This window comes from Thalassospira povalilytica (assembly GCF_002844235.1).
In the GTDB taxonomy this organism is placed as follows: domain Bacteria; phylum Pseudomonadota; class Alphaproteobacteria; order Rhodospirillales; family Thalassospiraceae; genus Thalassospira; species Thalassospira povalilytica.
Map to the genome: position 1 here is coordinate 253,940 of NZ_PGTS01000001.1, position 26,247 is coordinate 280,186.

General features: G+C 53.7%; 25 protein-coding genes. 21 read left to right on the plus strand and 4 right to left on the minus strand.

Annotation, left to right across the window (positions count from 1 at the left end):
* The first annotated feature begins 40 nt into the window (after nucleotides 1-40).
* The 5 genes from gcvH to CU041_RS01035 all read left to right on the plus strand — a co-directional run bounded on the left by gcvH (nucleotide 41) and on the right by CU041_RS01035 (nucleotide 5,000).
* Nucleotides 41-412: a glycine cleavage system protein GcvH gene (gene gcvH / locus CU041_RS01015; protein ID WP_101245406.1), complete on the plus strand. Its 372-nt coding sequence runs from the start codon at nucleotides 41-43 to the stop codon at nucleotides 410-412.
* A 2-nt stretch (nucleotides 413-414) separates the two neighbouring features.
* Nucleotides 415-1,770, plus strand: coding sequence for an aminomethyl-transferring glycine dehydrogenase subunit GcvPA (gene gcvPA / locus CU041_RS01020; protein ID WP_101245407.1), 1,356 nt, complete (start codon nucleotides 415-417; stop codon nucleotides 1,768-1,770).
* Complete coding sequence (gene gcvPB, locus CU041_RS01025) at nucleotides 1,767-3,263, plus strand: aminomethyl-transferring glycine dehydrogenase subunit GcvPB (protein WP_101245408.1); 1,497 nt, start codon at nucleotides 1,767-1,769, stop codon at nucleotides 3,261-3,263. Before gcvPA ends, gcvPB begins: the two co-directional genes overlap by 4 nt.
* 316 nt (nucleotides 3,264-3,579) lie before the next feature.
* Nucleotides 3,580-4,386: a protein phosphatase CheZ gene (locus CU041_RS01030; RefSeq protein ID WP_233432966.1), complete on the plus strand. Its 807-nt coding sequence runs from the start codon at nucleotides 3,580-3,582 to the stop codon at nucleotides 4,384-4,386.
* Between the two features lie 209 nt (nucleotides 4,387-4,595).
* Nucleotides 4,596-5,000 (plus strand): hypothetical protein, encoded by a 405-nt coding sequence (locus CU041_RS01035; RefSeq protein ID WP_228194580.1) that lies wholly within the window; start codon nucleotides 4,596-4,598, stop codon nucleotides 4,998-5,000.
* A 101-nt stretch (nucleotides 5,001-5,101) separates the two neighbouring features.
* Here CU041_RS01035 and CU041_RS01040 read toward each other — a convergent pair whose 3' ends face one another.
* Together CU041_RS01040 and CU041_RS01045 are read right to left on the minus strand one after the other, a co-directional pair.
* Nucleotides 5,102-5,581, minus strand: coding sequence for a peroxiredoxin (locus tag CU041_RS01040; protein ID WP_101245410.1), 480 nt, complete (start codon nucleotides 5,579-5,581; stop codon nucleotides 5,102-5,104).
* Between the two features lie 168 nt (nucleotides 5,582-5,749).
* The gene (locus CU041_RS01045) at nucleotides 5,750-7,963 is read right to left on the minus strand and encodes a protein-disulfide reductase DsbD family protein (RefSeq protein WP_101245411.1); all 2,214 of its coding nucleotides are present in this window, start codon (nucleotides 7,961-7,963) and stop codon (nucleotides 5,750-5,752) included.
* A gap of 350 nt (nucleotides 7,964-8,313) precedes the next feature.
* On the opposite strand from CU041_RS01045, the gene CU041_RS01050 reads away from it, so the two are divergent.
* Nucleotides 8,314-8,892: a YqgE/AlgH family protein gene (locus CU041_RS01050; RefSeq protein ID WP_101245412.1), complete on the plus strand. Its 579-nt coding sequence runs from the start codon at nucleotides 8,314-8,316 to the stop codon at nucleotides 8,890-8,892.
* Nucleotides 8,893-9,003: 111 nt separating this feature from the next.
* Here CU041_RS01050 and CU041_RS01055 read toward each other — a convergent pair whose 3' ends face one another.
* Complete coding sequence (locus tag CU041_RS01055) at nucleotides 9,004-9,819, minus strand: hypothetical protein (protein ID WP_170310067.1); 816 nt, start codon at nucleotides 9,817-9,819, stop codon at nucleotides 9,004-9,006.
* Nucleotides 9,820-10,625: 806 nt separating this feature from the next.
* On the opposite strand from CU041_RS01055, the gene coxB reads away from it, so the two are divergent.
* The 15 genes from coxB (at nucleotide 10,626) to CU041_RS01125 (ending at nucleotide 24,970) form a co-directional block, all read left to right on the plus strand.
* Nucleotides 10,626-11,474: a cytochrome c oxidase subunit II gene (gene coxB, locus CU041_RS01060; protein WP_101245413.1), complete on the plus strand. Its 849-nt coding sequence runs from the start codon at nucleotides 10,626-10,628 to the stop codon at nucleotides 11,472-11,474.
* 11 nt (nucleotides 11,475-11,485) lie between these two features.
* Nucleotides 11,486-13,069: a cytochrome c oxidase subunit I gene (gene ctaD, locus CU041_RS01065; protein WP_101245414.1), complete on the plus strand. Its 1,584-nt coding sequence runs from the start codon at nucleotides 11,486-11,488 to the stop codon at nucleotides 13,067-13,069.
* Nucleotides 13,070-13,149: 80 nt separating this feature from the next.
* Nucleotides 13,150-14,076, plus strand: a complete 927-nt coding sequence (locus CU041_RS01070; protein ID WP_101245415.1) for a heme o synthase — start codon at nucleotides 13,150-13,152, stop codon at nucleotides 14,074-14,076.
* On the plus strand, nucleotides 14,073-14,213 hold the full coding sequence (locus tag CU041_RS20515; protein WP_170310068.1) for a hypothetical protein: 141 nt from the start codon (nucleotides 14,073-14,075) through the stop codon (nucleotides 14,211-14,213). The genes CU041_RS01070 and CU041_RS20515 overlap by 4 nt, the downstream gene beginning before the upstream one ends.
* A gap of 13 nt (nucleotides 14,214-14,226) precedes the next feature.
* A complete protein-coding gene (locus CU041_RS01075; protein ID WP_101245416.1) occupies nucleotides 14,227-14,817 on the plus strand; it encodes a cytochrome c oxidase assembly protein in 591 nt (196 codons plus the stop codon).
* Between the two features lie 82 nt (nucleotides 14,818-14,899).
* Nucleotides 14,900-15,700 (plus strand): cytochrome c oxidase subunit 3, encoded by an 801-nt coding sequence (locus tag CU041_RS01080; RefSeq protein WP_101245417.1) that lies wholly within the window; start codon nucleotides 14,900-14,902, stop codon nucleotides 15,698-15,700.
* A gap of 33 nt (nucleotides 15,701-15,733) precedes the next feature.
* Nucleotides 15,734-16,099, plus strand: coding sequence for a DUF983 domain-containing protein (locus CU041_RS01085; RefSeq protein WP_101245418.1), 366 nt, complete (start codon nucleotides 15,734-15,736; stop codon nucleotides 16,097-16,099).
* A 9-nt stretch (nucleotides 16,100-16,108) separates the two neighbouring features.
* Nucleotides 16,109-16,849: an SURF1 family protein gene (locus tag CU041_RS01090; protein WP_101245419.1), complete on the plus strand. Its 741-nt coding sequence runs from the start codon at nucleotides 16,109-16,111 to the stop codon at nucleotides 16,847-16,849.
* Nucleotides 16,850-16,995: 146 nt separating this feature from the next.
* Complete coding sequence (locus CU041_RS01095; RefSeq protein ID WP_101245420.1) at nucleotides 16,996-18,483, plus strand: carboxypeptidase M32; 1,488 nt, start codon at nucleotides 16,996-16,998, stop codon at nucleotides 18,481-18,483.
* 118 nt (nucleotides 18,484-18,601) lie between these two features.
* Nucleotides 18,602-19,021 (plus strand): cyclic nucleotide-binding domain-containing protein, encoded by a 420-nt coding sequence (locus tag CU041_RS01100; RefSeq protein ID WP_101245421.1) that lies wholly within the window; start codon nucleotides 18,602-18,604, stop codon nucleotides 19,019-19,021.
* A 186-nt stretch (nucleotides 19,022-19,207) separates the two neighbouring features.
* Entirely contained in the window at nucleotides 19,208-20,605 is a 1,398-nt protein-coding gene (gene thrC / locus CU041_RS01105) for a threonine synthase (protein WP_101245422.1), read from the plus strand.
* A gap of 47 nt (nucleotides 20,606-20,652) precedes the next feature.
* Nucleotides 20,653-21,912: a M16 family metallopeptidase gene (locus tag CU041_RS01110; RefSeq protein ID WP_101245423.1), complete on the plus strand. Its 1,260-nt coding sequence runs from the start codon at nucleotides 20,653-20,655 to the stop codon at nucleotides 21,910-21,912.
* Between the two features lie 119 nt (nucleotides 21,913-22,031).
* Nucleotides 22,032-22,964, plus strand: a complete 933-nt coding sequence (locus tag CU041_RS01115; protein WP_101245424.1) for an ROK family protein — start codon at nucleotides 22,032-22,034, stop codon at nucleotides 22,962-22,964.
* A 6-nt stretch (nucleotides 22,965-22,970) separates the two neighbouring features.
* On the plus strand, nucleotides 22,971-23,696 hold the full coding sequence (locus tag CU041_RS01120) for a copper homeostasis protein CutC (RefSeq protein WP_101245425.1): 726 nt from the start codon (nucleotides 22,971-22,973) through the stop codon (nucleotides 23,694-23,696).
* A 200-nt stretch (nucleotides 23,697-23,896) separates the two neighbouring features.
* Nucleotides 23,897-24,970, plus strand: coding sequence for a sensor domain-containing diguanylate cyclase (locus tag CU041_RS01125; RefSeq protein WP_101245426.1), 1,074 nt, complete (start codon nucleotides 23,897-23,899; stop codon nucleotides 24,968-24,970).
* A gap of 200 nt (nucleotides 24,971-25,170) precedes the next feature.
* Here CU041_RS01125 and CU041_RS01130 read toward each other — a convergent pair whose 3' ends face one another.
* Complete coding sequence (locus tag CU041_RS01130) at nucleotides 25,171-26,247, minus strand: hypothetical protein (RefSeq protein WP_101245427.1); 1,077 nt, start codon at nucleotides 26,245-26,247, stop codon at nucleotides 25,171-25,173.

A 26,247-nucleotide genomic window follows, 5' to 3' on the forward strand; every position in this document is an offset into this window, starting at 1 on the left:
GTGCCGCCTCGCAGACAACCGATCAACAGGGACAAAGATCATGGCTAAGAAATTCTCGCAGGAACATGAATGGATCGAGCTCGAAGACGGTATCGCAACCGTCGGCATCACCGATTACGCGCAGCAGTCGCTGGGCGATATCGTGTATGTCGAGCTTCCTGAAATCGGCAAGAAACTGACCAAGGACGGTGATGCAGCCGTTGTTGAATCGGTCAAGGCCGCAAGCGATGTTTATGCCCCGCTTGATGGTGAAGTTGTTGAAATCAACGAAGAACTTGATGCCAACCCGGCACTGGTGAACGAAGCACCGGAAACCGATGGCTGGTTCTTTAAAATGTCGCTGACTGATGAGTCCCAGCTTGATGAGCTGATGGATGAAGCAGCCTATAAAGACTTCGTCGAAGGTCTGTAAGTATGCGTTATCTTCCCCTGACACGTGCTGATCGCGCCGCGATGCTTGAAACCATCGGGGCGTCATCGGTTGATGAACTTTACAGTGACGTGCCCGAAGGCGCGTTGCTTGATGCGCCGGTTGACCTGCCGCATCATCTCGGTGAAATGCAGGTCGAACGCGACATGCAGGCACTGGCGGCCAAAAATATCGGTACTTCAAGTGCGCCAAGTTTCCTGGGTGCCGGTGCCTATCGCCACCATGTTCCTGCGACGGTTGACTATGTCATTCAGCGTGGTGAATTCCTGACGGCCTATACGCCCTATCAGCCGGAAATCGCACAGGGTACGTTGCAGTATCTGTTCGAATTCCAGACCCAGGTGGCATCGATCACCGGCATGGATGTGGCAAACGCATCGATGTGGGATGGCGCAACGTCCTGTGCCGAAGCCGTTCTGATGGCCTGCCGTGCGACCCGTCGCAAAAAGGCTGTTCTGTCGGGTGGTCTGCACCCGCATTATCGCGAAGTGACCGAAACCTATTGCCAGTATAGCGATACCGAAGTTACCGGACGTGATGGCAACCCCGAACAGCAGGCAACGGTCGAAGAACTTGGCGAACTGATCGATGATCAGACCGCCTGTGTGGTTGTTCAGTATCCGGACGTTTTTGGCCGCATTCAGGACCACACCCGTCTTGCCGATCTTTGCCATGCCAAGGGCGCGCTTCTGGTTGTTGTCTTTACCGAAGCAGTTGCATTCGGTGCGATCAAATCACCGGGCAGCTTTGGCGCAGATATCGTTTGCGGCGAAGGTCAGTCGATCGGTAACGCCCTGAACTATGGCGGGCCGTATGTCGGCCTGTTCGCCACCACCCAGAAACTGGTCCGTCAGATGCCGGGTCGTCTTTGTGGTGAAACGGTTGATCAGGACGGCAAGCGTGGCTTTGTTCTGACCCTTTCGACCCGTGAACAGCATATCCGTCGTGAAAAGGCGACCTCGAACATTTGCACCAACTCGGGCCTGTGTTCGCTGGCATTCACGGTGCATATGAGCCTGCTTGGCGAAGACGGTTATCGCCGTCTGGCAACGTTGAACCATGAAAATGCCTGCAAGGCCGCAGACGCGATTGACGCGGTTCCGGGTGCATCGGTGGTCAATGACAGCTTCTTTAACGAATTCACCGTCAAGCTGACCAAGCCGGCGGCCGAGGTGGTCGAAGCACTGGTTGCCAAAGGCGTTCTGGGCGGTGTTCCGCTGTCGCGTCTTTATCCGAACCGTTCGGATCTTGATAACTACCTTCTGGTTGCGGTTACCGAAACCAATACCGACGAAGATATCGCTGCCCTTGCGGGCGCATTGAAGGAGGTGCTGGCATGACGTTCGCAACCCATACCGGCAACCGTGGACTTGTTCTGGAAGAAAAGTTGATCTTTGAACAGGGTCAGCCGGGCCGCACCGGTGTTGATCTTCCGGAACCCAAAGGAACCAAGTCGCGTCTTGGCGGTCTTGACCGTGACAGCAATGTCGGCCTTCCGGGCCTGTCCGAGCCGCAGGTGGTGCGTCACTTTACGCGCCTGTCGCAGAAAAACTTCGGTATTGATTCCGGCTTCTTCCCGCTGGGATCGTGCACCATGAAGCATAACCCGCGTCTGAACGAAAAAGTCGCGCGTTTGCCCGGCCTTTCCGACCTTCATCCGATGCAGCCCGAAAGCACCGTTCAGGGTGCCCTGGAACTGATTGATACCTGTGCGCACTGGTTGTTGGTTCTGACCGGCATGCCGGCGGTATCCATGTCACCGGCGGCCGGTGCACAGGGTGAACTGTGTGGCATGATGGCGATCCGTGCCGCCCTTGATGCGCGCGGTGAAAACCGTCGTCGTGTTCTGGTGCCGGAATCCGCACATGGAACCAACCCGGCAACGGCTGCTGCTTGTGGCTTTACCGTGGACTCGATCCCGGCAACCGAAGACGGCCGTGTCGATTTGGCCGCATTCGAAGCCAAGCTTGGCGACGATGTGGCTGGCATCATGCTGACCAACCCGAATACCTGTGGTCTGTTTGAACGTGACGTGCGCAAGATTGCCGATCTGGTGCATGCAGCAGGCGGTTACTTCTATTGCGATGGTGCGAACTTCAACGCCATTGTCGGTCGTGTTCGCCCGGCCGATCTTGGCATTGATGCGATGCATATCAACCTGCACAAGACCTTCTCGACCCCGCATGGCGGCGGTGGACCGGGTTCCGGGCCGGTTGTGTTTTCCGAGGCATTGGCACCCTATGCGCCGATCCCCTATGTCGTGCGCAATGAAAACGGCTTCCATCTGGTTGAAACCGCAGACGAAAATGACGGCATGAAGCCGTTTGGCCGTCTGAAGGGTTTCCATGGTCAGATGGGCATGTTCATCCGTGCTTTGACTTATATGAAGAGTCACGGTGCAGATGGTCTGCGTCAGGCATCCGGTGATGCGGTTCTGAATGCCAACTATCTTCTCGCACGTCTCAAGGAAAAGCTCAGCGTGGCTTTCCCGGGCTATTGCATGCATGAAGCCCTGTTTGATGACAGCTTCCTTAAGGATACCGGTGTTTCGACACTGGATCTGGCCAAGGCGATCATCGACGAAGGGTTCCACCCGATGACCATGTATTTCCCGCTGGTGGTTCATGGGGCATTGCTGATTGAACCGACCGAAACCGAAACCAAGGAATCGATCGATCAGTTCTGTGATGCGGTATTGTCACTGGTGGCAAAAGCCGAGTCGGGTGATGCCGAATTCTTCAAGAATGCGCCGTATCTGACCCCGCGTCGCCGTCTTGATGAAACGGCGGCTGCGCGTAAGCCTGTTTTGCGCTGGCAACCGGAAACGGCTTGATACACAACGCTACTACCTGTTTGCGAACACCCCGGCCAATCGCCGGGGTGTTCTTTTTCAAGGACTTGTACTTGAAACACATTGGACTTGTTGCAATCTGCACCCTTATACTTGTTCGAAAGGTAATGAACGACACCGTCAAACGGTGCGTTTGGGGATTTGGTGAATGGGCCTTGCCCGTTCTGGAGGTTTGAAGTCGATCATGTCGCGTCGTGTTCAGAAGGTGTTTACTGCAGAACGTCGGTTAAAAGAGCGAACAGGTGGGGTCGTTGAAGATTGGTCGGATTCCTTTTTCGATCCGACGCTTGAAAGCGGAATGGGTGCAGGCGACGCAATGTCGGCATCCCTGCCATCGCCAAAGCCGGCTGCGGAACCGTCTGAACTGACACAGGCTGTTCTTGATGAAATCCGCGCGCTGCGTGGGGAAGTATCGCAATTGCGTGAAGCGGTGGCGTCGGGCGGAACCATCAATGCAGATGCGGTTGCCGCAGCACCGGTGGCCTCAAATGATGCGCCGGTTGACGAACTGCCCGATCCGGTTTCAAGCAACTTCACCCACAGCAACCGTCCCGGTGCTTCCGAGCCCGACCGCGATGATCTGGAACTGATCCGGACCCAGATCGCAGAAATGAACGAACATATTCACAAGGCAAAGATCCAGATCGCGTCGCTACGTCATCCAAAGGCGTCTGATGACCGTCTGATCAGTGCGGCTTCCGAACTTGATGCCATTGTCAAAGATACCGAAATGGCAACCCACACCATTCTGGAATCTGCCGAACAGATTGATGATCTGGCGATGACGCTGAAGAATTCCGCACCAAGCGAATTCGTGGCCGATCACGTTGAACAGATTGCCTTTATCGTTACCAAAATCTTTGAATCCTGTAATTTCCAGGACATTACCGGACAGCGCATCAACAAGGTTGTGCGCACACTCGAATTCGTCGAAGAACGCGTCCACAACATGATCCTGATCTGGGGCGAGGATGCATTTGCAGACCTTCCGGTTCCCGAAAGTTCTGAAAAGGACAATCCGGTCGAAGATGCCGATTTGTTGAATGGTCCGCAACTTGAGGGCGAAGGCATCAGTCAGGACGACATCGACAAATTGTTCGATTAGGGATGAATTTCTTGTTTTTATTCCTATATTTGCGGTAACAGACGTACACGATCCTTCCGAAGAAGAAGGTTGACGGCCGTGACTAAGGATCTGACGTCAACTAATCGTTTACATATGTTGGGATAGGTTTACACCTATAAGAATAAGAAGCGTTGTTGGGATGCGTGTAACACACGGTTGCACGCGTTTTGGCGTGCTTGGAGGTTGCTATGGGATTTTGGTCTCTTGGTGCTATTCGCCAGCCTAAGGCTCAGGATATCAAATGGCGAAAGAGCCCGCGCGGAGAATATTACCGCCTGTTCATGATCGACGACATCAAGGAGCTCGGTCTGGATGGTGTCGGCGGGGTTTATCTGTTGTGGCATGGCGGTCTGAAGCCATCATGGCTGGTTGCCGGCGCGACAGAGGATTTGGGGCACAGTTTTGCCGAACTGATGCGCGATCCGGACATTCGTGAATATGACGGCCGTGGTGGCGTCTTCATGAGCTGGTCGCCGATCAAGGGCAACTTCCGCGAGGGCGTTGTGCATTTCATTGCAAAACACACCAATCCGACCTTTGAATGTGATTACGACGAAAGCGAAGATCCGATCCCGGTTCTTTTGCCGCGCTAGTCGCGCGGGCATGATCGTCTGTCATATTGCATGAAAAAGAAAAGCTCCGCAGGTATCTGCGGAGCTTTCTCTGTTGTGGTGATCAGATCGACCGGATCGGATCAGAGTTTCTCAAGAACCGCTTCTGCGCTGGAAACTTCGAACACACCGGGTTCTTCAACAGCAAGATGGGTGACTTTGCCGTTATCGACGATCATGGCAAAACGGTTGGCGCGTTTGCCAAGGCCACGACCGGTAAGATCAAGTTCAAGGCCGGTGGCATCAACAAATGACAGATCACCGTCCGACAGCATGGTGATGTTGTCGGCCTTTTCGCTTACCGACCATGCCTGAAGTACAAAGGCATCGTTCGATGCCAGGCAGGCGATTTCATCAACACCCTTTGCCTTGATCTCGTCAGCCTTGGCAACAAAGCCCGGCAGATGCTTTGCCGAACAGGTCGGGGTATAGGCGCCCGGCACTGCAAACAGGACCACTTTGCGGCCTGCGAAGAATTCCTTGGAATTGACAGCTTCGGGGCCGTCACTGGTCGCGCGGAACAGGGTAACGTCCGGGATCTCGTTGCCGACTGTGATGGTCATGGGTATCTCCGTTTGATGGCGCAATCCCGTTGACTGCGCGGTGGAACTCTTGGACCTGAATCAAACACCAAATTCGCAGGACATTCAATGCCATCGAACAGAGTTTTTAGGAACTTTGATTCAGGCCGATGCATGATGGCGATCATGCATGGTCGCAAACAAATGTGATTACGCACCGCCTTTTGCGATCTTGGCCCCGTCACCGGCCCCTGCCTTTTGCAGCGCATCCAGGACGGCATCAACGCTTAGCAACTCGGAAAGAAGAATGCCGTCCGGGGCATCCGGGCCAAATACCGCATTGAATGGAATGCCAAACCGGCCATAGGAGGCCAGATAATCCGCGATTTCCTGATCCGGGCGAGTCCAGTCAGCCTGCATCAACACCACATTGTCTGCACCAAGTGCCCGGGCAACTTCGGATGTTTCAAGCACCAGCTTCTTGTTGACCTGACAGGTCACGCACCATTCGGCAGTAACATCGACCAGAACCGTTTTGCCATTTGCAATCAATGCTGGAATGGTGTCGGGGGCAAATGCCTGCCATTCAAGCTGACCATTGCTGCGGGCCACGGTTGCCTGTTGCGGCGGTTTGGCAAATCCCGGGGCAAACAGCGCGACCAGAAATCCGGTCACTGCAAGTGCCGTAAAGGCAAAGCGCGGACGCAATTTTTCTGTGCGCGAACGTGCCCATACAAACAGACTGCCAGCAACAAGTCCGCCACCGACCGCAATGGCGCCGCCAAACCCGATCTGGACAGAAAGAATACCCAGAAGCCAGATGGCTGTTCCGATCAGCGCCAGACCCAGAACAATCTTGACCACATTCATCCAGCGTCCGGGTTTGGGCAGAAGGCGTGCAACACCGGGCCGGATCGCAATGGCAAGATAGGGCAGGGCAAGTCCGACACCAAGCAGGGTGAAAATCAGAAAAATGTCAAACAGGCTGCCAGCCAGCGCAAAGCCGATTGCCGTTCCAAGAAATGGTGCCGAACACGGCGTTGCCAGCAAGGTGGCAAACATGCCGGTCAGGAAGTGGCTGCTCAGATGGCGGCCACGGCTTTGCTGGTCGGTAATGGCATCATTTGCCACGTTGCCAAGTTCGCTGGGACCGGAAATCTCAAACAGTCCCCACATATTCAGGGCAAATACCGCAAGGATGATTGTCATCACGGTCAGGAACAGTGGCTGCTGGAACTGAATGCCCCAGCCGATTGATCCCCCCGCCAGCTTGATCGCGACCAGGGCGGCGGCAATCAGCCAGAAAGACGTTACGATCCCGGCTGCACTGGCCAGGAATCCCGATCGGACATGCTTGGTATCCTCGGCCCGCATATTGATCACGGACATGACCTTGATCGACAGAACTGGCAACACACAGGGCATCACATTCAAAATAAGCCCACCCAAAAGGGCAAATATCGCGATCAGCCAGATACTGGTGGTGTCCGCCGGTGATGCGCCTATCTGGCTCGATGCGGTCAAGGATTTGACGGTTCCAACCGTGACGGGTTGTTCAATAGACAGCGGCCCGGCAATCACGGTGACGGTCAGGGCGGCCTGATCAAGAGACTGCCCGTCCGCAAGCCCGAAGACAGGTAATTCGAAATATGACAGGCCCGATGATGATCCTTCTGGCTGCGAAACCGCTGTTGGCATCCCGAACCCGGCACGCAGATCGCTTTCAATCAGAATGTCATCAACGCTGACGTCGGCATCGGTAAGGCCCGAAATGCCAAGACGCAAAACCGGCTGTTCAGATCCGCTTTGCGCTGTAATGCTGTTGACCGAGATCGGAAGGTCCGTACCCCGCAACGGTACGCGCGAAACGAACTTTTCGATCTGATGGGCCTGATTGCTGGCAACGGACGCGCTGCTATCGGCTGCGATCGCCGGAATGTCGAGATTGAAGTTCGCACTTGCCGGGATGCAGATGTCACTGCAAACCAGATAATCCACATTCAGCCGGACGGATACCGGCTGGTCCGGGTTGGGAATGGCAACATCAATCGGCAGAATGATCTGGTTTTTATAGCCGAATGTTTCCAGCCCGAAGATCGAAAATCGGTGAGGGGCCGGCCACAGGATGGTGGCATCGCCAATATTTTCCGATCCGGTCCAGTCAAGTTGCGGCGGGAACCCGGCATCGCCGGCACTGCGCCAATAGATTTTCCAGTCCGGCTGCAATTCGAATTCAAGCCCCAGACGCAATGTGTCTGAGCCGTTTGTGCGGGTTTGGGCACTGATCAGGCGAACCGATGCAAAATCCTCATCGGTCCAGGCGGTCGTCATATCCTGTGCCGCATTGGCGGTGCCAAACGAACTGACGGACAGGATCGTCACCGCAAAAAGAACTGTAAAACGAATGATCAGGTGGCGCAGCACGTCTTGGTCCTTGAATTGCCGATATTCGGTATCCCGAGATTGCACCGCCGATGTGGCGCAATATGGGCAGATATCTTTGACTTGAAGGCGTAATCCTCTGTGGCGATCAAATCAAGCCACGACTATGTGACCGGTTTATCATTCATGATCGGTCATCGCCCGAATTTGCGGGCTTTGGGCGATCAAAGTTTCGCGAAAAAAGTTGGCGATCCGGCCTTTGCGTTCCTACATCTTCAATAGGTGGAAAGGGCTTTTGAAATGCATATTATGTCGCCCTTTCCGGGGTTCTTGATGGTAATGGAACACCAATCGCGCTAGGCTTGATGAAACAGGACAGAAAGAGTTACGAGATGGCTGAGCGTATCGATACAGGCGAATATCTTGGTGGGAAGCTGCTGGTGGCGATGCCCGGCATGCGTGATCCGCGTTTTTCGCAAAGTGTTGTCTATATCTGCGCACATAACCAGGACGGGGCGATGGGACTTGTCATCAACCGTGTGATTGACAGCATCACATTCCCCGAACTTCTTGAGCAGCTTGGCATTGCCCGGCCTGCGCCCACCATCGAAGACATCCAGGTCCATTTTGGCGGGCCGGTTGAAAGCAGCCGGGGCTTTGTCCTGCATTCCACCGATTTCTCGAACGAGGCAACCCTGCATGTCGATCCGGGTGTTTCGGTGACGGCGACGGTTGATATTCTTGAACAGATTGCTTTGGGCGAAGGCCCCAAAAGCCGCATTCTCGCACTTGGATATGCCGGTTGGCGCAGTGGCCAACTTGAAAGCGAAATCCTTGCCAACGGATGGCTTCATGTGGATGCCGACCCGGATCTTCTGTTTGATGTCGACTGCGAAGACAAATGGGAACAGGCCTTTTCCAAGCTGGGCTTTGCCCCCGAATTGCTGTCGGGCGAAGCCGGACACGCCTGATCCTTTCCAATGCGCCAATCATGGCCGGGATCAGAGTAACCACAGAGATTTCGCAAAAAAAAAGCCTGCCAGTTTGGCAGGCTTTGTTGTTTTTGTTTGCTCTGTCCCTGATCAGTCGAACAGGGCGTCGATTTCTTCCTGTGAGAAGATCTGATCGACTTCGTCCTGGCTGACACGTTCGGCGTTTTGCGGTGCCTTGGTGACAGTCTTATCGAGGTTATCGAGCCCTTTGGGATCGGCGGGCAGATCAAATTCGCCGAAGTCGTCATCGCCCCAGATCTCGATCACGCGGTTTACGCGTTCCTCGATATATTTCATGGTATTGACGACCTTGGTAATGCGCTGGCCGGTCAGGTCCTGGAAGTTACAGGATTCAAACACCTTGACCACCAGCTCCACGATGTCGTCTGCCAGACCCTGGGTATATTCATCCGGGGCAGCCGAGCGGATATTGTGGGCAACTGCATCAATTTTTTCGACGGTTTCAAGGATGTTTGCCGTTGCGTCCTCGGTCGCGGCAACAACCGAATCAAGTTCACCCTTCACGATATTGATACGCGTGCCGCTGCTGTCTTCGGGCGCGGTATAAAGGGCTGCGATTTCGCGTTTGGTTTCCTGGATCGAGTTGGCCAGTGCGCGAATTTCGGTTTTCAGAAGTCGCAATTCGGTTCGCGCATCTTCCTGTTCGCTGTCGGTCGGACGGGCATTGGCCTTTTTCTGCTCCTCGATCATGATGCGAATGTCGGCAAGCAGTTCAAGCTTGAGGTCCTCGATCGCGGTATGCAGCGATGAAACATCCGCGCTACCACCACCCTGGCCGTCCGTTGGCATCTCGGTCGGGAAAGCGACCATGTCGCTCATGTTCTCAAGCTTGTTGAGAAGCCGCATCTCGGCGGTAAAAAGTCTTTTGCTGCCTTGACGTGCCATTGGCGAACCTCTGTCTTTTATCTGTCGGCATCCGGTGAGCCGCGTTGCGAAGTGAATTACTACGGATGAGGGGCAGGATGCATACGTTTGGGTAGAATAGTCCGCAAAGCATATCACGCCAACCAAATTCATTTATCTGATATGCGACAATTTCCCTGTGTTTCAAGGTGTCTGACTGTGATTTCCGCACAGGAGCCATCATTGCCGGGTCAACGGGACCGAATTGCGAATCGCGTTCCCAAACAGGCGCTTACCCGTTTGATCCGTCGTAATCTGGTGTCGCAAAAGCAAACTTCAATATGACGTAGCGGCAGGATGGAACAAAACACCGCTTTTGGCATGGCAGCCGATCGCGCGGATGCTTTATCCATTGGTTGAAGGGATTTTAAACTGACTTTCTGATTATATTGCATGGCAGCAATTCACGGTCGCACAGATCATGTCTGACCGGAATGGCGGTTTTTCTATCTAAGGGTGGGTATTTTCGAACGTTTTTAGTGAAACCAGAGCGATAATTTGAGGTGTTATCAAATACATTTTTTGTGCATCGCAGCGAGGTTTTTTCTGGAACAGGTGTCGAAGATACGCTATTTGCCTGCCTTACAGATGTACTTTCGGGTGCAGGCTTATTAAGAATAAGATATGTCAGAGGAAATGCTCTGGTCTGATCTGTTGGTAATCTTTGGTTGAGACGTGATAATGTCCTTGAGAGGGGGCGATATATATCGGATCAGCCATCGCAGGATCAGAGGCAGAGACGATTGAGGCATATCGCCTTGAGATGTAATGCGAGGGGGCAGATTCGCATGTCGATCAAGAAGCTATTTCCCATCTTTCTGTTGGGATTGGCGGTACTCGTCGGGTTTGACAGTTCAGCACTTGCTGTTGGACAACCCGAGCCATGGCAGCTTGGGCTGCAGGAGCCGGTTTCGCCTGTGGCTGTCGAAGGCCATGAATTCTTTATTTTGCTGACGTGGCTGATGACGATCATTACCGTGATCGTTCTTTTGCTGCTGCTTTATGTGCTTTTCCGCTTCAGTGCGAAACGCAATCCGGTGCCGTCGAAAACAACGCACCACACCCTTCTTGAAGTGGTCTGGACGGTTGTTCCGGTTCTTATCCTCCTTGTCATTGCGATCCCGTCGTTCCGTCTGCTGTATTTCGCAGACCGTGTCGAAGATGCCGATCTGACACTCAAGATCATCGGCAAGCAATGGTACTGGACCTATGAGTACCCCGATAACGGCAACTTCACCTTTGATTCGCTTATGATCGACGAAGAAACCGCTGTCGCCGAAGGCAAGAACCGCCTTCTGGATGTCGACAATCCGGTTGTTCTGCCAGTGGACCAGAATATCCGTCTGATCATGACATCCGATGACGTGATCCATAACTGGGCCATGCCGTCACTCTTCATCAAGCTTGATGCCGTACCGGGCCGTCTGAATGAAACCTGGACCCGCATCCCGGCCGAATATGCCGGTACGACATTCTATGGTCAGTGTTCCGAGCTTTGCGGTGTGAACCACGCCTATATGCCGATCGCGGTCAAAGCTGTTACCATGGAAGAATACGAGGCCTGGGTAGCCAAGGCCCAAGAACAGTTCGCATCTGCTGACCTGCCGTCATCGGTATCAGTGGCATCGGCAGAGTGAGGGAGAGATTGATGGCTCACGCTGACACACATGATCACGATCATACCCCCGGCTTCTTTACCCGTTGGTTCCTGTCAACCAACCATAAGGATATCGGGACGCTTTATCTTGTTTTCTCAGTGATCGCCGGTTTGATCGGTGGCGCGTTTTCCGTCTGGTTCCGTATGGAACTGGCGCATCCGGGAACCCAGATCATTGAAGACCACCAGTTCTTTAACGTGCTCGTGACCGCACACGGCATGATCATGGTGTTCTTTGTTGTCATGCCCGCCATGATTGGCGGTTTTGGCAACTGGTTCGTTCCGATCATGATCGGGGCGCCCGACATGGCGTTCCCGCGTTTGAACAACATTTCGTTCTGGCTGATTGTTCCGGCCTTTATCCTGCTGATGCTGTCGGCTGTGGTTGGCAGTGGCGCGGGTACCGGCTGGACGGTTTATCCGCCGCTTTCGGGTGTTCTCGGACATCCCGATGCATCGGTGGATATGGCGATCTTTGCCCTGCACCTTGCAGGGGCCAGCTCGATCCTTGGTGCGGTGAACTTCATCACCACCATTTTCAACATGCGTGCGCCGGGCATGACCCTGCACAAGATGCCGCTGTTTGCCTGGGCGATGCTGGTCACAGCATTCCTGCTGCTGCTGGCTGTGCCGGTTCTGGGTGGCGCGATTACCATGCTTCTGACCGACCGTAACTTTGGCACGGACTTCTTCAATCCGGCCGGTGGCGGTGACCCGATCCTGTATCAGCACCTGTTCTGGTTCTTCGGGCATCCGGAAGTTTACATCATGATCCTGCCGGGCTTCGGCATCATCAGCCACATCATTTCGACCTTCTCGCGCAAGCCGGTCTTTGGTTATCTCGGCATGGCTTATGCGATGGTTGCGATTGGTGTTGTCGGCTTTATCGTGTGGGCGCACCACATGTATACGGTCGGCATGGATGTTGACACCCGTGCATATTTCACCGCGGCAACAATGGTGATTGCGGTGCCGACAGGGGTCAAGATTTTCTCGTGGATCGCGACCATGTGGGGTGGTTCCATCACCTTGCGGGCGCCGATGCTTTGGGCGATCGGCTTTATCTTCCTGTTCACTGTGGGCGGTGTGACAGGTGTGATGCTGGCCAACTCGGGCATGGATTTGCCGCTGCATGACACCTATTTCGTTGTGGCGCACTTCCACTATGTTCTGTCGCTTGGTGCGGTCTTCTCGATCTTTGCCGGTTTCTATTACTGGTTCAGCAAAATGTCGGGATACGAGATTTCCGACCTTGGTGCGAAGATCCATTTCTGGCTCTTCTTCATCGGCGTCAACCTGACCTTCTTCCCGCAGCACTTCCTGGGCCTTGCCGGCATGCCCCGTCGTTATGCCGACTACCCGGATGCGTTCGCAGGCTGGAACCTTGTATCGTCTTACGGTGCCTATATTTCCTTTGCTTCAACCATCTTCTTCCTCGGTGTGGTGGCGCATGCCTTCATCCGTGGCAAGAAAGCCGAAGCAAACCCGTATGGCGAAGGGGCAGATACCCTGGAATGGACCGTCAGCTCGCCTCCGCCGTTCCATACCTTTGACGAACTGCCGCGTATCAAGTAAGTGACACTGGTTTAAGTCCCCCGCAAACCGCGCTTTGCGGGGGGCGCCTTACCGCCCCAAAAAGAGAAGACCAGAGTTCCATGACCAAGCAGGTTGCCGACCAGACCCTTGCGCTTGAAAACGCAGCTCAGCTGCCGATTTCCGAGGTGCGCGACTATATAGCGTTGCTGAAACCCGGTGTGATGACCCTTGTGGTTTTCACCGGTGCTGTTGGTCTGTTGATTGCCCCGGGTTCCATTCATCCGTTTTTGGGACTCGTCGCAATCGCCTGTATCGCTGTTGCCAGCGGTGCGGCTGCTTCGATTAACATGTGGTACGACCGCGACATCGATATCCACATGAAACGTACCCAGAACCGACCCATCCCGGCCGGGCGGGTTCCGGCAGACGAAGCCTTGTCACTGGGCATTGCGCTGTCGATCGTTTCGGTAACCGTGATGGCGGTTGCCATCAATATTGCGGCTGCTGTTTTGCTGGCGGTGTCGATCGCGTTCTACGTGTTCGTTTACACCATGTGGCTGAAACGCAGCACACCACAGAATATCGTCATTGGCGGTGCCGCCGGGGCATTCCCCCCGATGATCGGCTGGGCGTCGGTGACAGGCGGGATCGATCTGAATTCGATTGCGCTGTTTATGATTATCTTTATGTGGACGCCGCCGCATTTCTGGGCCCTGGCCCTGTTCCGTTGCGGTGACTACGCAAAGGTCGGTGTGCCGATGATGCCGGTGGTCGCTGGTGAAGCGGCAACCAAAAAGCAGATGCTGATCTATACCCTTTTGCTGTTGCCGGTAACGTTCGTTCCGGTGGCAACCGGGTTGCTTGGCGTCTTTTATGGTGCGACGGCGGCCTTTACCGGGCTTCTGTTCCTGCGCCATGCGATCCGCGTGCTGCGCGATGCTGAAGAACGCGCACCGCACAAGATGTTTGGATATTCCATCCTGTATCTGTTTGTCCTGTTCGGGGCGATGGTTGCAGATGTTTGGCTGGTTGGATTTATGGCATGAGCGAACAGGCACAGCATAACAAGGCCGAGCTTGAAGCGTTTCTTGCCAAGCGCAAAAAGAAGAACCTTGTCTTCCTGATCATTCTTGGTGGTCTGGCGGTTCTGTTTTTTGCAATCACGATTTTGAAGATGAGCTAGGAACCAGGGCACGATGACCGATCAGAAACCGATTGATAAAACAAAGGCGCAGAACAGGAAAATCCTGTTTAGCTGCGTGTTTGTTGTCGGTGCGATGGTCGGTCTGGCCTATGCGTCGGTCCCGCTTTACAAACTGTTTTGCCAGGTTACCGGCTTTGGCGGCACGACCCAGGTCGCAACAGAGGCCCCGGTCGAGGTTTCTGAAAAAACCATCAAGGTGCGGTTCAATGCCGATGTGAATTCGGGCCTGAACTGGCAGTTCAAACCGGAACAGCGCGAGATCACGGTTCGTCTTGGCGAAGATAATCTGGCCTATTACATGGCCGAAAACATGTCTGTCCAGCCGATCACCGGACAGGCGGTTTACAATGTTACACCACTTAAGGCGGGGCAATATTTCAACAAGATCGCATGTTTCTGTTTTGACGAGCAAACCCTTGAACCGGGGCAGCGCGTCGACATGCCGGTCAGTTTCTATGTTGATCCTGCCATTGCAGAAGACATCAATACCCAGGACGTGAAGACAATTACCCTGTCCTATACCTTCTTCAAGGCAGAAGCCTCGGTCGAAGCGGCGGACGGGAATGAAGATCAGGGAGGCTGACAGACCCCGTTTTCGGGTGCTGTTGTCTCGGTTTAACAAAGCGAACTTGAGTTTCTTTTGTAAGGATTGAGGGGGGCAAGGAATGAGTGATCATGCTCAGAAACATCCGTTCCACCTGGTAGACCCAAGCCCGTGGCCGCTTGTTGCGGCAGCATCGGCCGGTCTTTTCACTGGTGGCATGGTCATGTTCATGCATTCGGATCGTGCACCGGCCGATTTCTGGCTGGCGGCAATCGGGATTGCAGGCATCCTGTTTGTGATGTTCCGTTGGTGGAGCAACGTGATCAGCGAGTCAAAGATTTACCATAACAAGGTCGTTCAGATCGGCCTGCGCTATGGCATGTCGCTGTTCATCGCATCCGAAGTGATGTTCTTTGTCGCTTTCTTCTGGGCATTCTTCCACAACGCCTTTGTGATCTTCAGCCCCGGTGTGACCGAATGGCCGCCGGCCGGTGTCGAGGTTCTGGATCCCTGGGATCTGCCGTTCCTCAATACCCTGATCCTGCTGTTGTCGGGCTGCACCCTGACCTGGGCGCATCATGGCATCATCGAAGGCAAGAAAAAGGACCTGGTACAGGGCCTGGCATTGACGGTGGCCCTTGGCGTAATCTTCCTGTGCCTTCAGGCTTATGAATATAGCCATGCGGCATTCGGCTTTGCCGACAACATCTATTCTTCGACCTTCTACATGGCGACCGGTTTCCACGGCTTCCACGTGTTTGTCGGAACGGTGTTCCTGGCAGTTTGCCTTGTCCGCGCGATGAAGGACGGCTTCAAGCCGGACCATCATTTCGGTCTTGAGGCAGCAGCATGGTACTGGCACTTCGTTGACGTTGTGTGGCTGTTCCTGTTCTTTGCCGTTTACATTTGGGGCGGCGAATAAGCCGCCCTGATCCGCTTTGCCGGGTCAAAGATCATGGATGATTATTATCCGAACATTTCCCCCATCCGGACCGGGCTGGCATGCAAATGCCCCCGATGCGGTGGGGGAAAATTGTTTCAGGGCTATTTGACCGTTCGCGAACGTTGCGAAGTCTGCGGGCTGGATTTGCGGGGACATGATGCCGGGGATGGACCGGCGGTGTTTCTGATCTTTATTCTCGGATTTCTGGTCGTTCCCATGGCACTTTGGGTGGAGATGCGCTATATGCCGCCTTTGTGGTTGCACGCGCTTTTATGGGGCCCTGTGATTGTTGGTGTGACACTGGTCTTGCTACGACCGTTAAAAGGTCTCATGGTGGCGCTGCAATATCGTCATAGATCGACATCCCAACAGGACTGATTTCAGTTAATGCCTTTACTTACTTCGCGCCCAAGTCTGGCGATGAAAATTTGCGTCGGATTGTCTCTGGTGATCCTGCTGGGTCTTGGAACCTGGCAAATGGACAGACTTTTCTGGAAACAGGGTCTGATTGATCAGCGCCACGCCCAGGCCGAATTGCCGCCGATCCCGGTTCCGGTGGATACAGCTGTTGATCCCGATATGGCATTCCGTGCCGCCTTTGCCGAAGGCCGCTACCTGAATGATCAGGAAAAATACCTGATGGCGCGCACCCGGCGCGGCAATGTCGGTTTCCAGTTGATCACGCCGCTTGAACAGGAAGATGGCCGCATCATTCTTGTCAATCGCGGTTGGGTTCCGACCGACTATCGTGATCCGAAAACCCGCCCGGAAAGTTTGATCGAAGAACCGGTACATGTCACCGGTGTGCTGCGTCTGCCCAAAACCAAACACTGGGCACAGCCCGAAAACGACGCGCTTGCCAATCAATGGTTCTATGTCGATGTTGATCACATGGCCGAAGACAGCGGTGCGGAACTGGCCAGCCGATACTATCTGGAACTTGACGAAACGGAGGTTCCCGGCGGGCTTCCGATTGGCGGTCAGGCCAAGGTCGAACTGCCAAACAACCACCTTGAATATGCGATTACCTGGTACAGCCTTGCGCTGTCGCTGATTGTGATCTTCGTGTTCTATCACCGCCGCCCGGTTGAGAACAAAGAAGATAACAGCAACGGTAATGCCGCCTGATCGCCGGTGTCTGCCGTAATGGTGGTCAGCCGCAAAACTGACCACCGAAATTGCCCTGCTGTCAGGGTATCACTTGCCCGACATTTTCCGTTTACCAAAGACCAAAAGGCGCGTTGTCCGTACCCGGTCTGCGCACAGGAGCCCCGATGACCAAAGCATATCAACAGCTCGAAGCCCGTTTTCGTCGCATGAATGTGTTGTCCGATGTCAGTGGAATGCTGCATTGGGATATGGCTGCGATTATGCCAAATGGCGGCGCAGAAGCACGTTCCGAACAGCTTGCGACGCTAAGCGTTCTGAATAACGAGCTCATCAATGCGCCTGATATGGGGGACCTGTTGGCGGCGGCCGAAGACGAGGATCTTGATCGCTGGCAGAAGGCCAATCTGGCGGAGATGAAACGCGAATGGGTACATGGCACATCGGTCCCTGCTGATCTGGTCGAAAAAATGTCGCGTGCGGAAACCGGCTGCGAAGTTGCATGGCGCACAGCACGCGCCGAAAACGACTTCAAAGGGCTGCTTCCGAAATTGCAGGAAGTTCTTGATCTGTCGATCGAGGCCGGAAAAGCCAAGGCCGAAGCCCTTGGTACATCGGTTTATGACGCGTTGCTTGATCAATATGATCCGATGATGCGTTCCGAACGGATTGACAGCCTGTTTGCCGAACTTGAAGCGTTCCTGCCCGACTTTACAGCCGATGTGATCGAACGCCAGAAGGCCGAAGAAAAGCCGATCTCGCCAACCGGCCCGTTCCCGATTGAAACCCAGAACAAGGTCGGTCTGGATTTGATGAAGGCGGTCGGGTTCGATTTCGACCACGGGCGCCTTGATATTTCGCACCATCCGTTCTGTGGCGGTATTCCCGATGATGTACGGATCACCACCCGATATGATGTGAATGATTTTACCTCGGCGATCATGGGGGTTCTGCACGAAACCGGACATGCCATGTATGAACGTGGGCTTCCCAAGGACTGGCGTAACCAGCCGGTAGGCAAGGCGCGCGGCATGACCATGCATGAAAGCCAGTCGCTTCTGGTTGAAATGCAGGCCTGCCGGTCCGAGGAGTTCCTGACCTATGCCGGTCCTGTCTTCAAACAGGCCTTCGGCGGCGACGATGCGTCCTGGAGTGCATCAAATCTGCACCGCCTTTATACCCGGGTTGAACCGGGGCTTATTCGGGTCGATGCGGACGAAGTTACCTATCCTGCCCATGTCATCCTGCGTTATCGGCTGGAACGTGCCCTGATTGAAGGGGACATGAAGCTTGCCGATTTGCCCGGTGCCTGGAACGATCTGATGCAGAAGCTGCTTGGTATCACGCCGCCCGATGATCGCGACGGCTGCTTGCAGGATATCCACTGGCCGTCCGGGGCATGGGGTTATTTCCCGACCTACACGCTTGGTGCGATGGCGGCAGCACAGATTTTTGCGGCTGCCAAAAAAGCCAATCCGGAAATCCCGGAAGCTCTGGCCCGCGGGGCGTTTGGTCCGCTGATGCAGTGGCTTGAACAGAATATCCACAGTCAGGCATCAAGCCGTTCAACCGACGAAATCCTGAAAGAAGCGACCGGAAGTGCTCTTGGTGTTGATGCCTTCAAGGCCCACATGATCAGCCGGTACGGTGCGTAAATTCGATTGAATGCATGTGGTAATGTGCTAGCATTTTTGCGGCTGCGGATTTCCGAATAATGATAAGCGGTTATCCGTTGCCTTATCCCTTTTCAGGCGTCATGGGCATTGCAGTCACATGGGAATAACCGACGGTAACAAGAAGGTCATGGACCGGCAGGTCTTTGCCATGGATCAGGTTATTTTCCGGGAAGGCAAACCGGGAAACGCGGCCTATGTGGTTCAGGAAGGCAAAGTCGAAGTCTTCAAGACGCTTAATGGTGACGAGGAAGTCATTCTTGGCACGATCGAAGCCGGCGGACTGTTTGGTGAACTGGCCCTTGTTGATAACAAGCCGCGCATGGCATCGGCACGGGCAACCGAACGCACGGTGCTGATTGCGATCAACCGCCAGACATTTGAAAAAAAGATGGCGGGATCGGACCGTTTCATCAAGGCGATCCTGCGAATCCTGCTTGGCAACTACCGGACCGTGGTGCGGCGTGCCGCCCTTGCCGAGGCCAAACTTAAAGAACACGGCATTCCGATCGACAATTAGGACGGCATATCAGCCAGCCATGTGACATGCCTTGCGCGATAATGCGTATGACACGGCAGACCTGCTTGATTGTCCCTTGACTATATTGGCCCAAACCCTCACTAACTCAGGCGTTGGAGTGTGTTTTGGCGCGATTTGTGTCCGGACGCACGGAACTGGTATTCGCCTTATGCAGGAGCAGGTCTAGTGCGCTATGTCAGCACGCGGGGAAGTGCCCCCGTTTTGCAGTTCGATGAAGTTCTTCTTGCCGGTCTGGCCCGTGACGGTGGTCTTTATGTCCCTGAAACCTGGCCGACCTTTTCCAAGGATGACATTCGTGCGCTGCGAACTCTGACATATGCCGAAGTCGCCTTTAAGGTGATCCAGCCATTTGTTGCGGGCACCGTTGATGACGATGCCCTTAAGGCCATTCTTGAAGATACCTATAACGGGTTTGACCACGAAGCCGTGGCACCGCTCAAGCAGCTTGGTGCCAATGACTGGGTGATGGAACTGTTCCATGGTCCGACCCTGGCATTCAAGGATTATGCGCTTCAGGTGGTTGGTCGTCTGTTTGACCATGTTCTGGCCAAACGTGGCGAACGCATCACGATTGTTGGTGCGACGTCCGGTGATACCGGCTCTGCTGCGATCGAGGCCTGCCGTGATCGTGAAAATATCGATATTTTCATTCTGCATCCCAAGGGCCGCGTTTCCGAAGTCCAGCGTCGTCAGATGACGACCATCCTGTCTGACAACGTGCACAACATCGCGGTCGAAGGATCGTTTGATGATTGTCAGGATCTGGTCAAGGCGCTGTTCAATGATCACGGCTTCCGGGATGAAGTTGGCCTGTCCGCGGTCAATTCGATCAACTGGGCACGCATCATGTGCCAGATCGCCTATTATTTCTGGGCGGGTGTGCAGCTTGGATCGCCGGAACGCAAAATTTCGTTCTCTGTGCCGTCGGGCAACTTTGGCAATGTCTATGCTGGTTATGCCGCGATGCAGATGGGCCTTCCGATCAAGCAGTTTGTTGTTGGTGCAAACCGCAATGACATTCTGGCCCGCTTCTTTGAAAGCGGTGTGATGAAGATGGAAGGTGTCGAACCGTCTCTTAGCCCGTCGATGGATATTCAGGTCAGCTCGAACTTTGAACGTTTGATGTTTGACCTGTATGACCGCGATGGTCTGGCAATCGCCGAAATGCTGACCAAGTTCCGTGAAACCGGTGTGATGGAAATGTCGCAGGGGCAGTTTGCCCGTGCGCGTGAACATTTTGACGGTTACCGTCTGGATGATGATGCGACCAAGGCCGCGATCAAGGACATCCTTGAAACCAGTGGTGAACTGGTTGATCCGCATTCCGTGATCGGCATTGTTTCGGGCCGTGAATGCAATCGTGACAAGTCGGTGCCGATGGTGGCACTGGCAACCGCGCATCCGGCGAAATTCCCCGACGCGGTAAAGCAGGCATCGGGTATCTACCCGGACTTGCCGCCGCGTCTGTCTGATCTATATGACCGACCAGAAAAGGTCGAACCCATGTCCAATGATGTGGCGGCCTTGATGGCGCATGTCCGTAAAAACCGGCGTGCGGCCTGAAGGTACGCAGACATCGGGAAAGACGTGAAAAACAGGAGTAATGCTATATGACAGTCGAGCTTACCCAGCTTGACAATGGGATGATTGTCGCGACGGACCGCCTTGACCATGTGCAGTCTGTCGCCCTTGGTACATGGGTTGATGTTGGTGCACGTAACGAGACACCTGATATCAACGGCATTTCCCATATGCTTGAACATATGGCCTTCAAGGGCACGCGCCGGCGTTCCGCACTTCAGATTTCCGAAGAAATCGAAGCTGTCGGCGGGCAGATGAATGCCTATACGTCGCGTGAAAATACGGCCTATTATTGCAAGGTCCTGCACGAAGACCAGGAACTGGCGATCGATGTGATTGCCGATATCCTTCAGCATTCCACACTGGATGCCAAGGAACTGGAACGTGAACGTCAGGTGATCTTGCAGGAAATCGGTCAGGCCAACGATACCCCCGACGACATCATTTTCGACTATTTCCAGGAAACCGCCCTGCCAAATCAGGCTTTGGGCCGTTCGATCCTGGGCAGTCCGGAAAATGTATCGTCGCTGACACGCGATCATTTATTTGACTTCATGTCGCGCCGCTATAGCCCGAAGAACATGGTGTTTTCGGCATCGGGAAAAGTTGAACATAACCGTGTCGTCGATATGGTGGCGTCGAAATTCGACAGCCTGCCTGCCTATGAAGAACATGAAATCGAGCCGCTCAAATACGAAGGCGGCAGCCGGATCGAAAACCGCAAACTTGAACAGGTGCATGTGATCTTCGGTCTTCCGACCGTGTCCTACACCGATGACAGTTTCTATGACCTTCAGGTGTTCAATACCCTTCTGGGCGGGGGCATGTCGTCGCGCCTGTTCCAGGAAATCCGTGAAAAGCGCGGTCTGGTCTATTCGGTCTATAGTTTCTCGTCGCATTATGTTGATGGGGGGCTGTTCTCGATCTATGCGGGGACCGGGGCCAATGATATTGGCGAACTGATGCCGGTCATGTGTGACGAGCTGGTCCGTGCGACAGATGATCTGACCGAAGAAGAAGTCACGCGTGCGCGTGCACAGCTCAAGGCATCTGTGGTTATGGCGATGGAAAGCAATTCCGGTCGTTGTGAAACCCTGGCCCGTCAGATCCAGATTTTCGGCCGCCCGCAAACCATGGAAGAAATCGTCGCCAAGATTGACGGGGTTGATCTTGAAAGTGTTCGCCGTTCCGGCAAAGCGCTTCTGGATGGCAAACCAACCATCACCGCCCTTGGGCCGGTTGACCAGATGCCGGCATATGATGATCTTGCCGCCCGTCTGCGCGGCTGATTGTATCGGAATATTTGATTTTCGACGGCACATGTCCAATCGGGCATGTGCCGTTTCTTTTTGCTGCCCGGCACTTACTGGTGTATCCCCATATCAATCAGGATGACGGGGTAAACTCCATGCAATACGCCTTTGATATTGGTGGTTCTAAAATCGAATTTGGTGTGTTCGGTGAGGCGGGTGAAGTCCTGCTTCATAGCAAAACCCCGACGCCAAGGGATGATCGTGACGCGTTCGTCGCAACCATCCGTGATGTTATCGACGACGCAGATCGTGAATTTGGTAGCCGTCCCGATATCGGCATCAGCTTTGCCGGCGGGCTGGACCCACAGACCGGTGCCGTGATTTCTGCCAACATACCCGCGATTAAGGGATGGTCACTGGCAAGCGAACTTTCAGCAATTCTGAACCGCCATGTTCTGGTTGAAAATGATGCGGACTGCTTTGCACTGGCCGAAGCCATCAGCGGTGCGGGCAAAGATGCACACACGGTTTTTGCCATTATCCTGGGCACCGGGGTTGGTGGCGGGATCGTCGTGAATGGTGAATTCATCGGCGGGCGCAGTGGCATACGCGGCGAATGGGGGCATGGCAATGACGTGACCGGTACCCTTATTCGCAACGGGTTGGCACCGGTGGTGTGCGGTTGCGGGCAGACCGGGTGCCTTGATGCCTGGGGCGGGGCACGCGGTCTTGAACATATCTATCGTCAGATCAGTGGCAATCCTGCGTCGAGTTTCGACATTACCGATGCCTGGCGGACCGGCGACGCCGTGGCCAGCCGTTCGGTTGAAATCTATTGCGAACTGGTGGCGCGCGAATTAGCGCTGATGGTCAATGTCATCGATCCGGACTGTATTCCGGTCGGTGGCGGAATGGCATCAGAACCGGCATTGATTGCCCGGATCGATGGGCTGGTTCGCGACCGTGTGCTGGGGCGTTATGATGATCGGCTGGTTGTTCCCGGTCATTTTGCCAAGGATGGCGGTCTGCGCGGTGCGGCAATGCTGCATGCCAATCAAAGCCCGTCAGCCGCGCAGGGTGGGGTTTAAGCGGAAATGACTTTATCGGAAACACCGGATCGGGTTGCTGGCCGGGTACTTGAAGTTTGTGTTGAAAGTTTTCAGGACGCGGTGCTGGCCGTTGATGCGGGTGCTGATCGTATTGAATATTGTTCTGCACTGGCACTGGGCGGGCTGACGCCAAGTCCCGGGGCGCTGGCAATGATCGGCAACATCAAGGCCCCATGCATGGTCATGATCCGTCCGCGTCCGGGCAATTTTTGCTATGACGCCAACGATTGCGCGATCATGAAGCACGAAATCGCAATGGCCCGTGCGTGCGGGGCGGCCGGTGTTGTCTTTGGGGCAACGGATGATGCGGGCCAGCTTGATACTGACATCTTGCGCGATCTGATGGCCGAATCTGCTGGCTTGGAAGTCACCTTGCACCGGGCCTTTGACGAAGTGCATGATCAGTTCGGAGCCTTGGAACAGGCGATCGATCTTGGGTTTGACCGGATATTGACAAGTGGTGGTGCACCCGATGCCATCACCGGTATTGACCGGATTGCGGCGCTGACTGAACGGGCGGCCGGGCGCATCGTCATTCTTCCGGGGGTGGGGGTATCGTCGGTGAATGCTGCTGACATCCTGAACAAATCCGGCGCGCACGAGCTTCATGCATCATGCAAGACCGATGTCGCAGCAAAAGACGATGGGGCAGGCCGTGTTAGGGTGGCCCCTGATCGCGTGCGTGCCCTTAAAAACGCGATGGGTATCTGATCACGCCAAACGGCCGGTTTGGTTGTTTGATGCAGATCTTCGGGACGGAACCCCTATTCATAGGTATGATACGGGTCTAATCTTAATAGGGCAGGGCCGGTAATTGTTCGTTAAGGGGGCTGGCCTAAAGCTACGTTTCTGATGCGCGCCATCGCCGACGGGCGGCTTTGGTGGTAAATGGTGCAACGTTTGGTGAGATAATGAATACAGAACAAAAAGGTGCGGTCACGGGGGCAGCCAATGAAACAGCACACCAGAAGGCAACCGAAAACGCCCTGAGTGCGTTGCACCGGATCACGTCATCGCGTGATTTGAATTTTGAACAACGTGTTGATGCAATCCTGAAGCTTGGAACCGGGCATTTCGGTCTGCCGATTGGCATTTTCAGCAAGATCATCGACGACCAATACGAGATTCAGCAGGCCCTGCATCCGGAAAATGCCCTGACGCCGGGGACCAGTTTTGAACTTGGGAATACCTATTGCGCCCATGTGGTTCAGGCCGATGACGTTTGCGGTTTCCATCATGTCGGTGAAAGTGACATCAAAACGCATCCCTGCTATCAGAATTTCGGGCTTGAGGCCTATCTCGGTGCGCCGATCATGGTTGATGGCGAACGCTACGGGACCTTGAACTTTTCAAGCCCGCAGCCGACCCGTCCCTTTACCGGCGAAGATATCGAACTGGTTCGCCTGTTTGCATCCTGGCTTGGTCATGCCATTGCCCGTGTGGCGGATTTGCATGCGCTTGAAACCGCGCGAAAGGAACTTGAACATCTTGCAACCCGTGACAGTCTGACCGGGCTTTATAACCGGCGCTATATGCAAGATTGCCTGAAATCCGAACTCGAACGCACCAAACGCTACGGCAAGCAGTTCGTTGTCGGGCTTCTGGATTTCGACAATTTCAAAAAACTTAATGATGATTACGGTCACGATACCGGCGACAAGGCATTGAAGCTGTTCGCCAAGGTTTCTTCGGCCCTGATGCGTGACACCGATATCATTGCGCGCTGGGGGAATGAAGAATTCCTGATCCTGATGCCAGAAACCGGGGCAGCCGGGGCGCTCAAATATCTTCAGCGCCTGACCGATCGCGTGCGCGAGTCCGATTTCCATGCCGGTGACGAAGAACTCCAGCTTAGCCTGAGCATCGGACTGGGAATTGCCGAACCTGATGACACGGTTGATTCGCTTGTCGCCCGTGCGGATATTGCGATGTATGAATCCAAACAGGCCGGCCGCGACACCATTCGCCAACGCGAACTTGATTGATTGCTTGGGGGGCAGGTCGACCAACAATTAGAACTCAAAAAAAGACTGCCGTCTTGTTATTTGGTGCAAAGCGATGGTCTTTTTTCTTGAGTTGATTTAAAGTAGAATTATCTAATTTCGATATCAGAAGGATTTTGTCGAATTTAGAAAGCTGTTTGTTTTCGTTTGAGAGAATATTCAGTTAAGTAAGTCGAGAATAATTAGTCAAAAATAGATGGAAAATCCTGACGAATTCGATCTGATATTTTGGCAGCAATTAGTTTGTTACCGTTTTCTGATAAATGTGAGCCTTTATCCAGAAAGTAAGTTCCATCTGCAGGCAAAAATTGTGACAGGTCGATAAGCTCTGGGACTTCCATCTCCTTTAAAGCTTCATGATAAAGCTTAAAAACATGTTGCTTTGTGGATAGGTGGCTGTGGATGTTTCTGATATCCATTATTGGATCGTTTGGATCATATCCGTCATATGGTGTTGGTAAATATACAAGGTAAAATGGGATTCCCTGTTGCCTTGCAAAACTTACCGCGTTTTTTACAGCTAAAATAGATTGTTGTACTGCCAAGTTCTGGTTTAATTCTGAATCGCAGATGAAGTCTTCGTGTTTTTCGATATCACCTTTCCAGAATTTTCTATACAAATTGTAATAAAGATTCTTGCTGTCGTGGTTATTGTTCCTGTTGTTTTGTATGTTGTAAAATGCAGAACAATTTAATCCGATATCAGTACTTGCACCTGAAATGATAACAAGATCAGGTTTTTTTTCGTTTTGGCTTAAAGAATACCAACGCAAAACATTCCCGCGTAGGTTCTGCGCAAGTCCAGCATAGTTTTCTACTCGAGTGTTTATCAGATTCCGCTCTAGGTGCGCCGATAATGTCTGGTGATCTGCAATCCGATAGCCCCATGCTGGAGATGACCCCAAAAGCAGCACTGTTGATTTTACATCTTGGCGGGGAAGTGGGCCATTAGAGCGCATTCCATCCGCCGAAATATTGATTTTCGCAGAATGGTATTCCTTTAGTGCGCCCTCAATACCTGGCATGCGGGAGACAGACAGAGCGGGCCATTTTTCAACTATGTCGTTTACAGAGCCTGGTTCAACCACCGAAGGCCTTTGAGTTTCAGAAACTTTTTTTTCAATTGCAGACATAGAGTATTCGATGATCGGGATTGTGATATCCGCAAATCCACCGACTAGGCATAGGACAATAAAAATTTGGAAAAACCGCGTGCAGACGACGTAGATTTTGGTTTTTGCCTCGTTTTTATTCTTCAT

Bases quoted from the DNA above. Each gene is read 5' to 3' on its own strand.
- gcvH (WP_101245406.1), top strand. From the start codon at position 41: ATGGCTAAGAAATTCTCGCAGGAACATGAATGGATCGAGCTCGAAGAC.
- gcvPA (WP_101245407.1), top strand. From the start codon at position 415: ATGCGTTATCTTCCCCTGACACGTGCTGATCGCGCCGCGATGCTTGAA.
- gcvPB (WP_101245408.1), top strand. From the start codon at position 1,767: ATGACGTTCGCAACCCATACCGGCAACCGTGGACTTGTTCTGGAAGAA.
- CU041_RS01030 (WP_233432966.1), top strand. From the start codon at position 3,580: ATGGGTGCAGGCGACGCAATGTCGGCATCCCTGCCATCGCCAAAGCCG.
- CU041_RS01035 (WP_228194580.1), top strand. From the start codon at position 4,596: ATGGGATTTTGGTCTCTTGGTGCTATTCGCCAGCCTAAGGCTCAGGAT.
- CU041_RS01040 (WP_101245410.1), bottom strand. From the start codon at position 5,581: ATGACCATCACAGTCGGCAACGAGATCCCGGACGTTACCCTGTTCCGC.
- CU041_RS01050 (WP_101245412.1), top strand. From the start codon at position 8,314: ATGGCTGAGCGTATCGATACAGGCGAATATCTTGGTGGGAAGCTGCTG.
- CU041_RS01055 (WP_170310067.1), bottom strand. From the start codon at position 9,819: ATGGCACGTCAAGGCAGCAAAAGACTTTTTACCGCCGAGATGCGGCTT.
- coxB (WP_101245413.1), top strand. From the start codon at position 10,626: ATGTCGATCAAGAAGCTATTTCCCATCTTTCTGTTGGGATTGGCGGTA.
- ctaD (WP_101245414.1), top strand. From the start codon at position 11,486: ATGGCTCACGCTGACACACATGATCACGATCATACCCCCGGCTTCTTT.
- CU041_RS01070 (WP_101245415.1), top strand. From the start codon at position 13,150: ATGACCAAGCAGGTTGCCGACCAGACCCTTGCGCTTGAAAACGCAGCT.
- CU041_RS20515 (WP_170310068.1), top strand. From the start codon at position 14,073: ATGAGCGAACAGGCACAGCATAACAAGGCCGAGCTTGAAGCGTTTCTT.
- CU041_RS01075 (WP_101245416.1), top strand. From the start codon at position 14,227: ATGACCGATCAGAAACCGATTGATAAAACAAAGGCGCAGAACAGGAAA.
- CU041_RS01080 (WP_101245417.1), top strand. From the start codon at position 14,900: ATGAGTGATCATGCTCAGAAACATCCGTTCCACCTGGTAGACCCAAGC.
- CU041_RS01085 (WP_101245418.1), top strand. From the start codon at position 15,734: ATGGATGATTATTATCCGAACATTTCCCCCATCCGGACCGGGCTGGCA.
- CU041_RS01090 (WP_101245419.1), top strand. From the start codon at position 16,109: ATGCCTTTACTTACTTCGCGCCCAAGTCTGGCGATGAAAATTTGCGTC.
- CU041_RS01095 (WP_101245420.1), top strand. From the start codon at position 16,996: ATGACCAAAGCATATCAACAGCTCGAAGCCCGTTTTCGTCGCATGAAT.
- CU041_RS01100 (WP_101245421.1), top strand. From the start codon at position 18,602: ATGGGAATAACCGACGGTAACAAGAAGGTCATGGACCGGCAGGTCTTT.
- CU041_RS01110 (WP_101245423.1), top strand. From the start codon at position 20,653: ATGACAGTCGAGCTTACCCAGCTTGACAATGGGATGATTGTCGCGACG.
- CU041_RS01115 (WP_101245424.1), top strand. From the start codon at position 22,032: ATGCAATACGCCTTTGATATTGGTGGTTCTAAAATCGAATTTGGTGTG.
- CU041_RS01120 (WP_101245425.1), top strand. From the start codon at position 22,971: ATGACTTTATCGGAAACACCGGATCGGGTTGCTGGCCGGGTACTTGAA.
- CU041_RS01125 (WP_101245426.1), top strand. From the start codon at position 23,897: ATGAATACAGAACAAAAAGGTGCGGTCACGGGGGCAGCCAATGAAACA.
- CU041_RS01130 (WP_101245427.1), bottom strand. From the start codon at position 26,247: ATGAAGAATAAAAACGAGGCAAAAACCAAAATCTACGTCGTCTGCACG.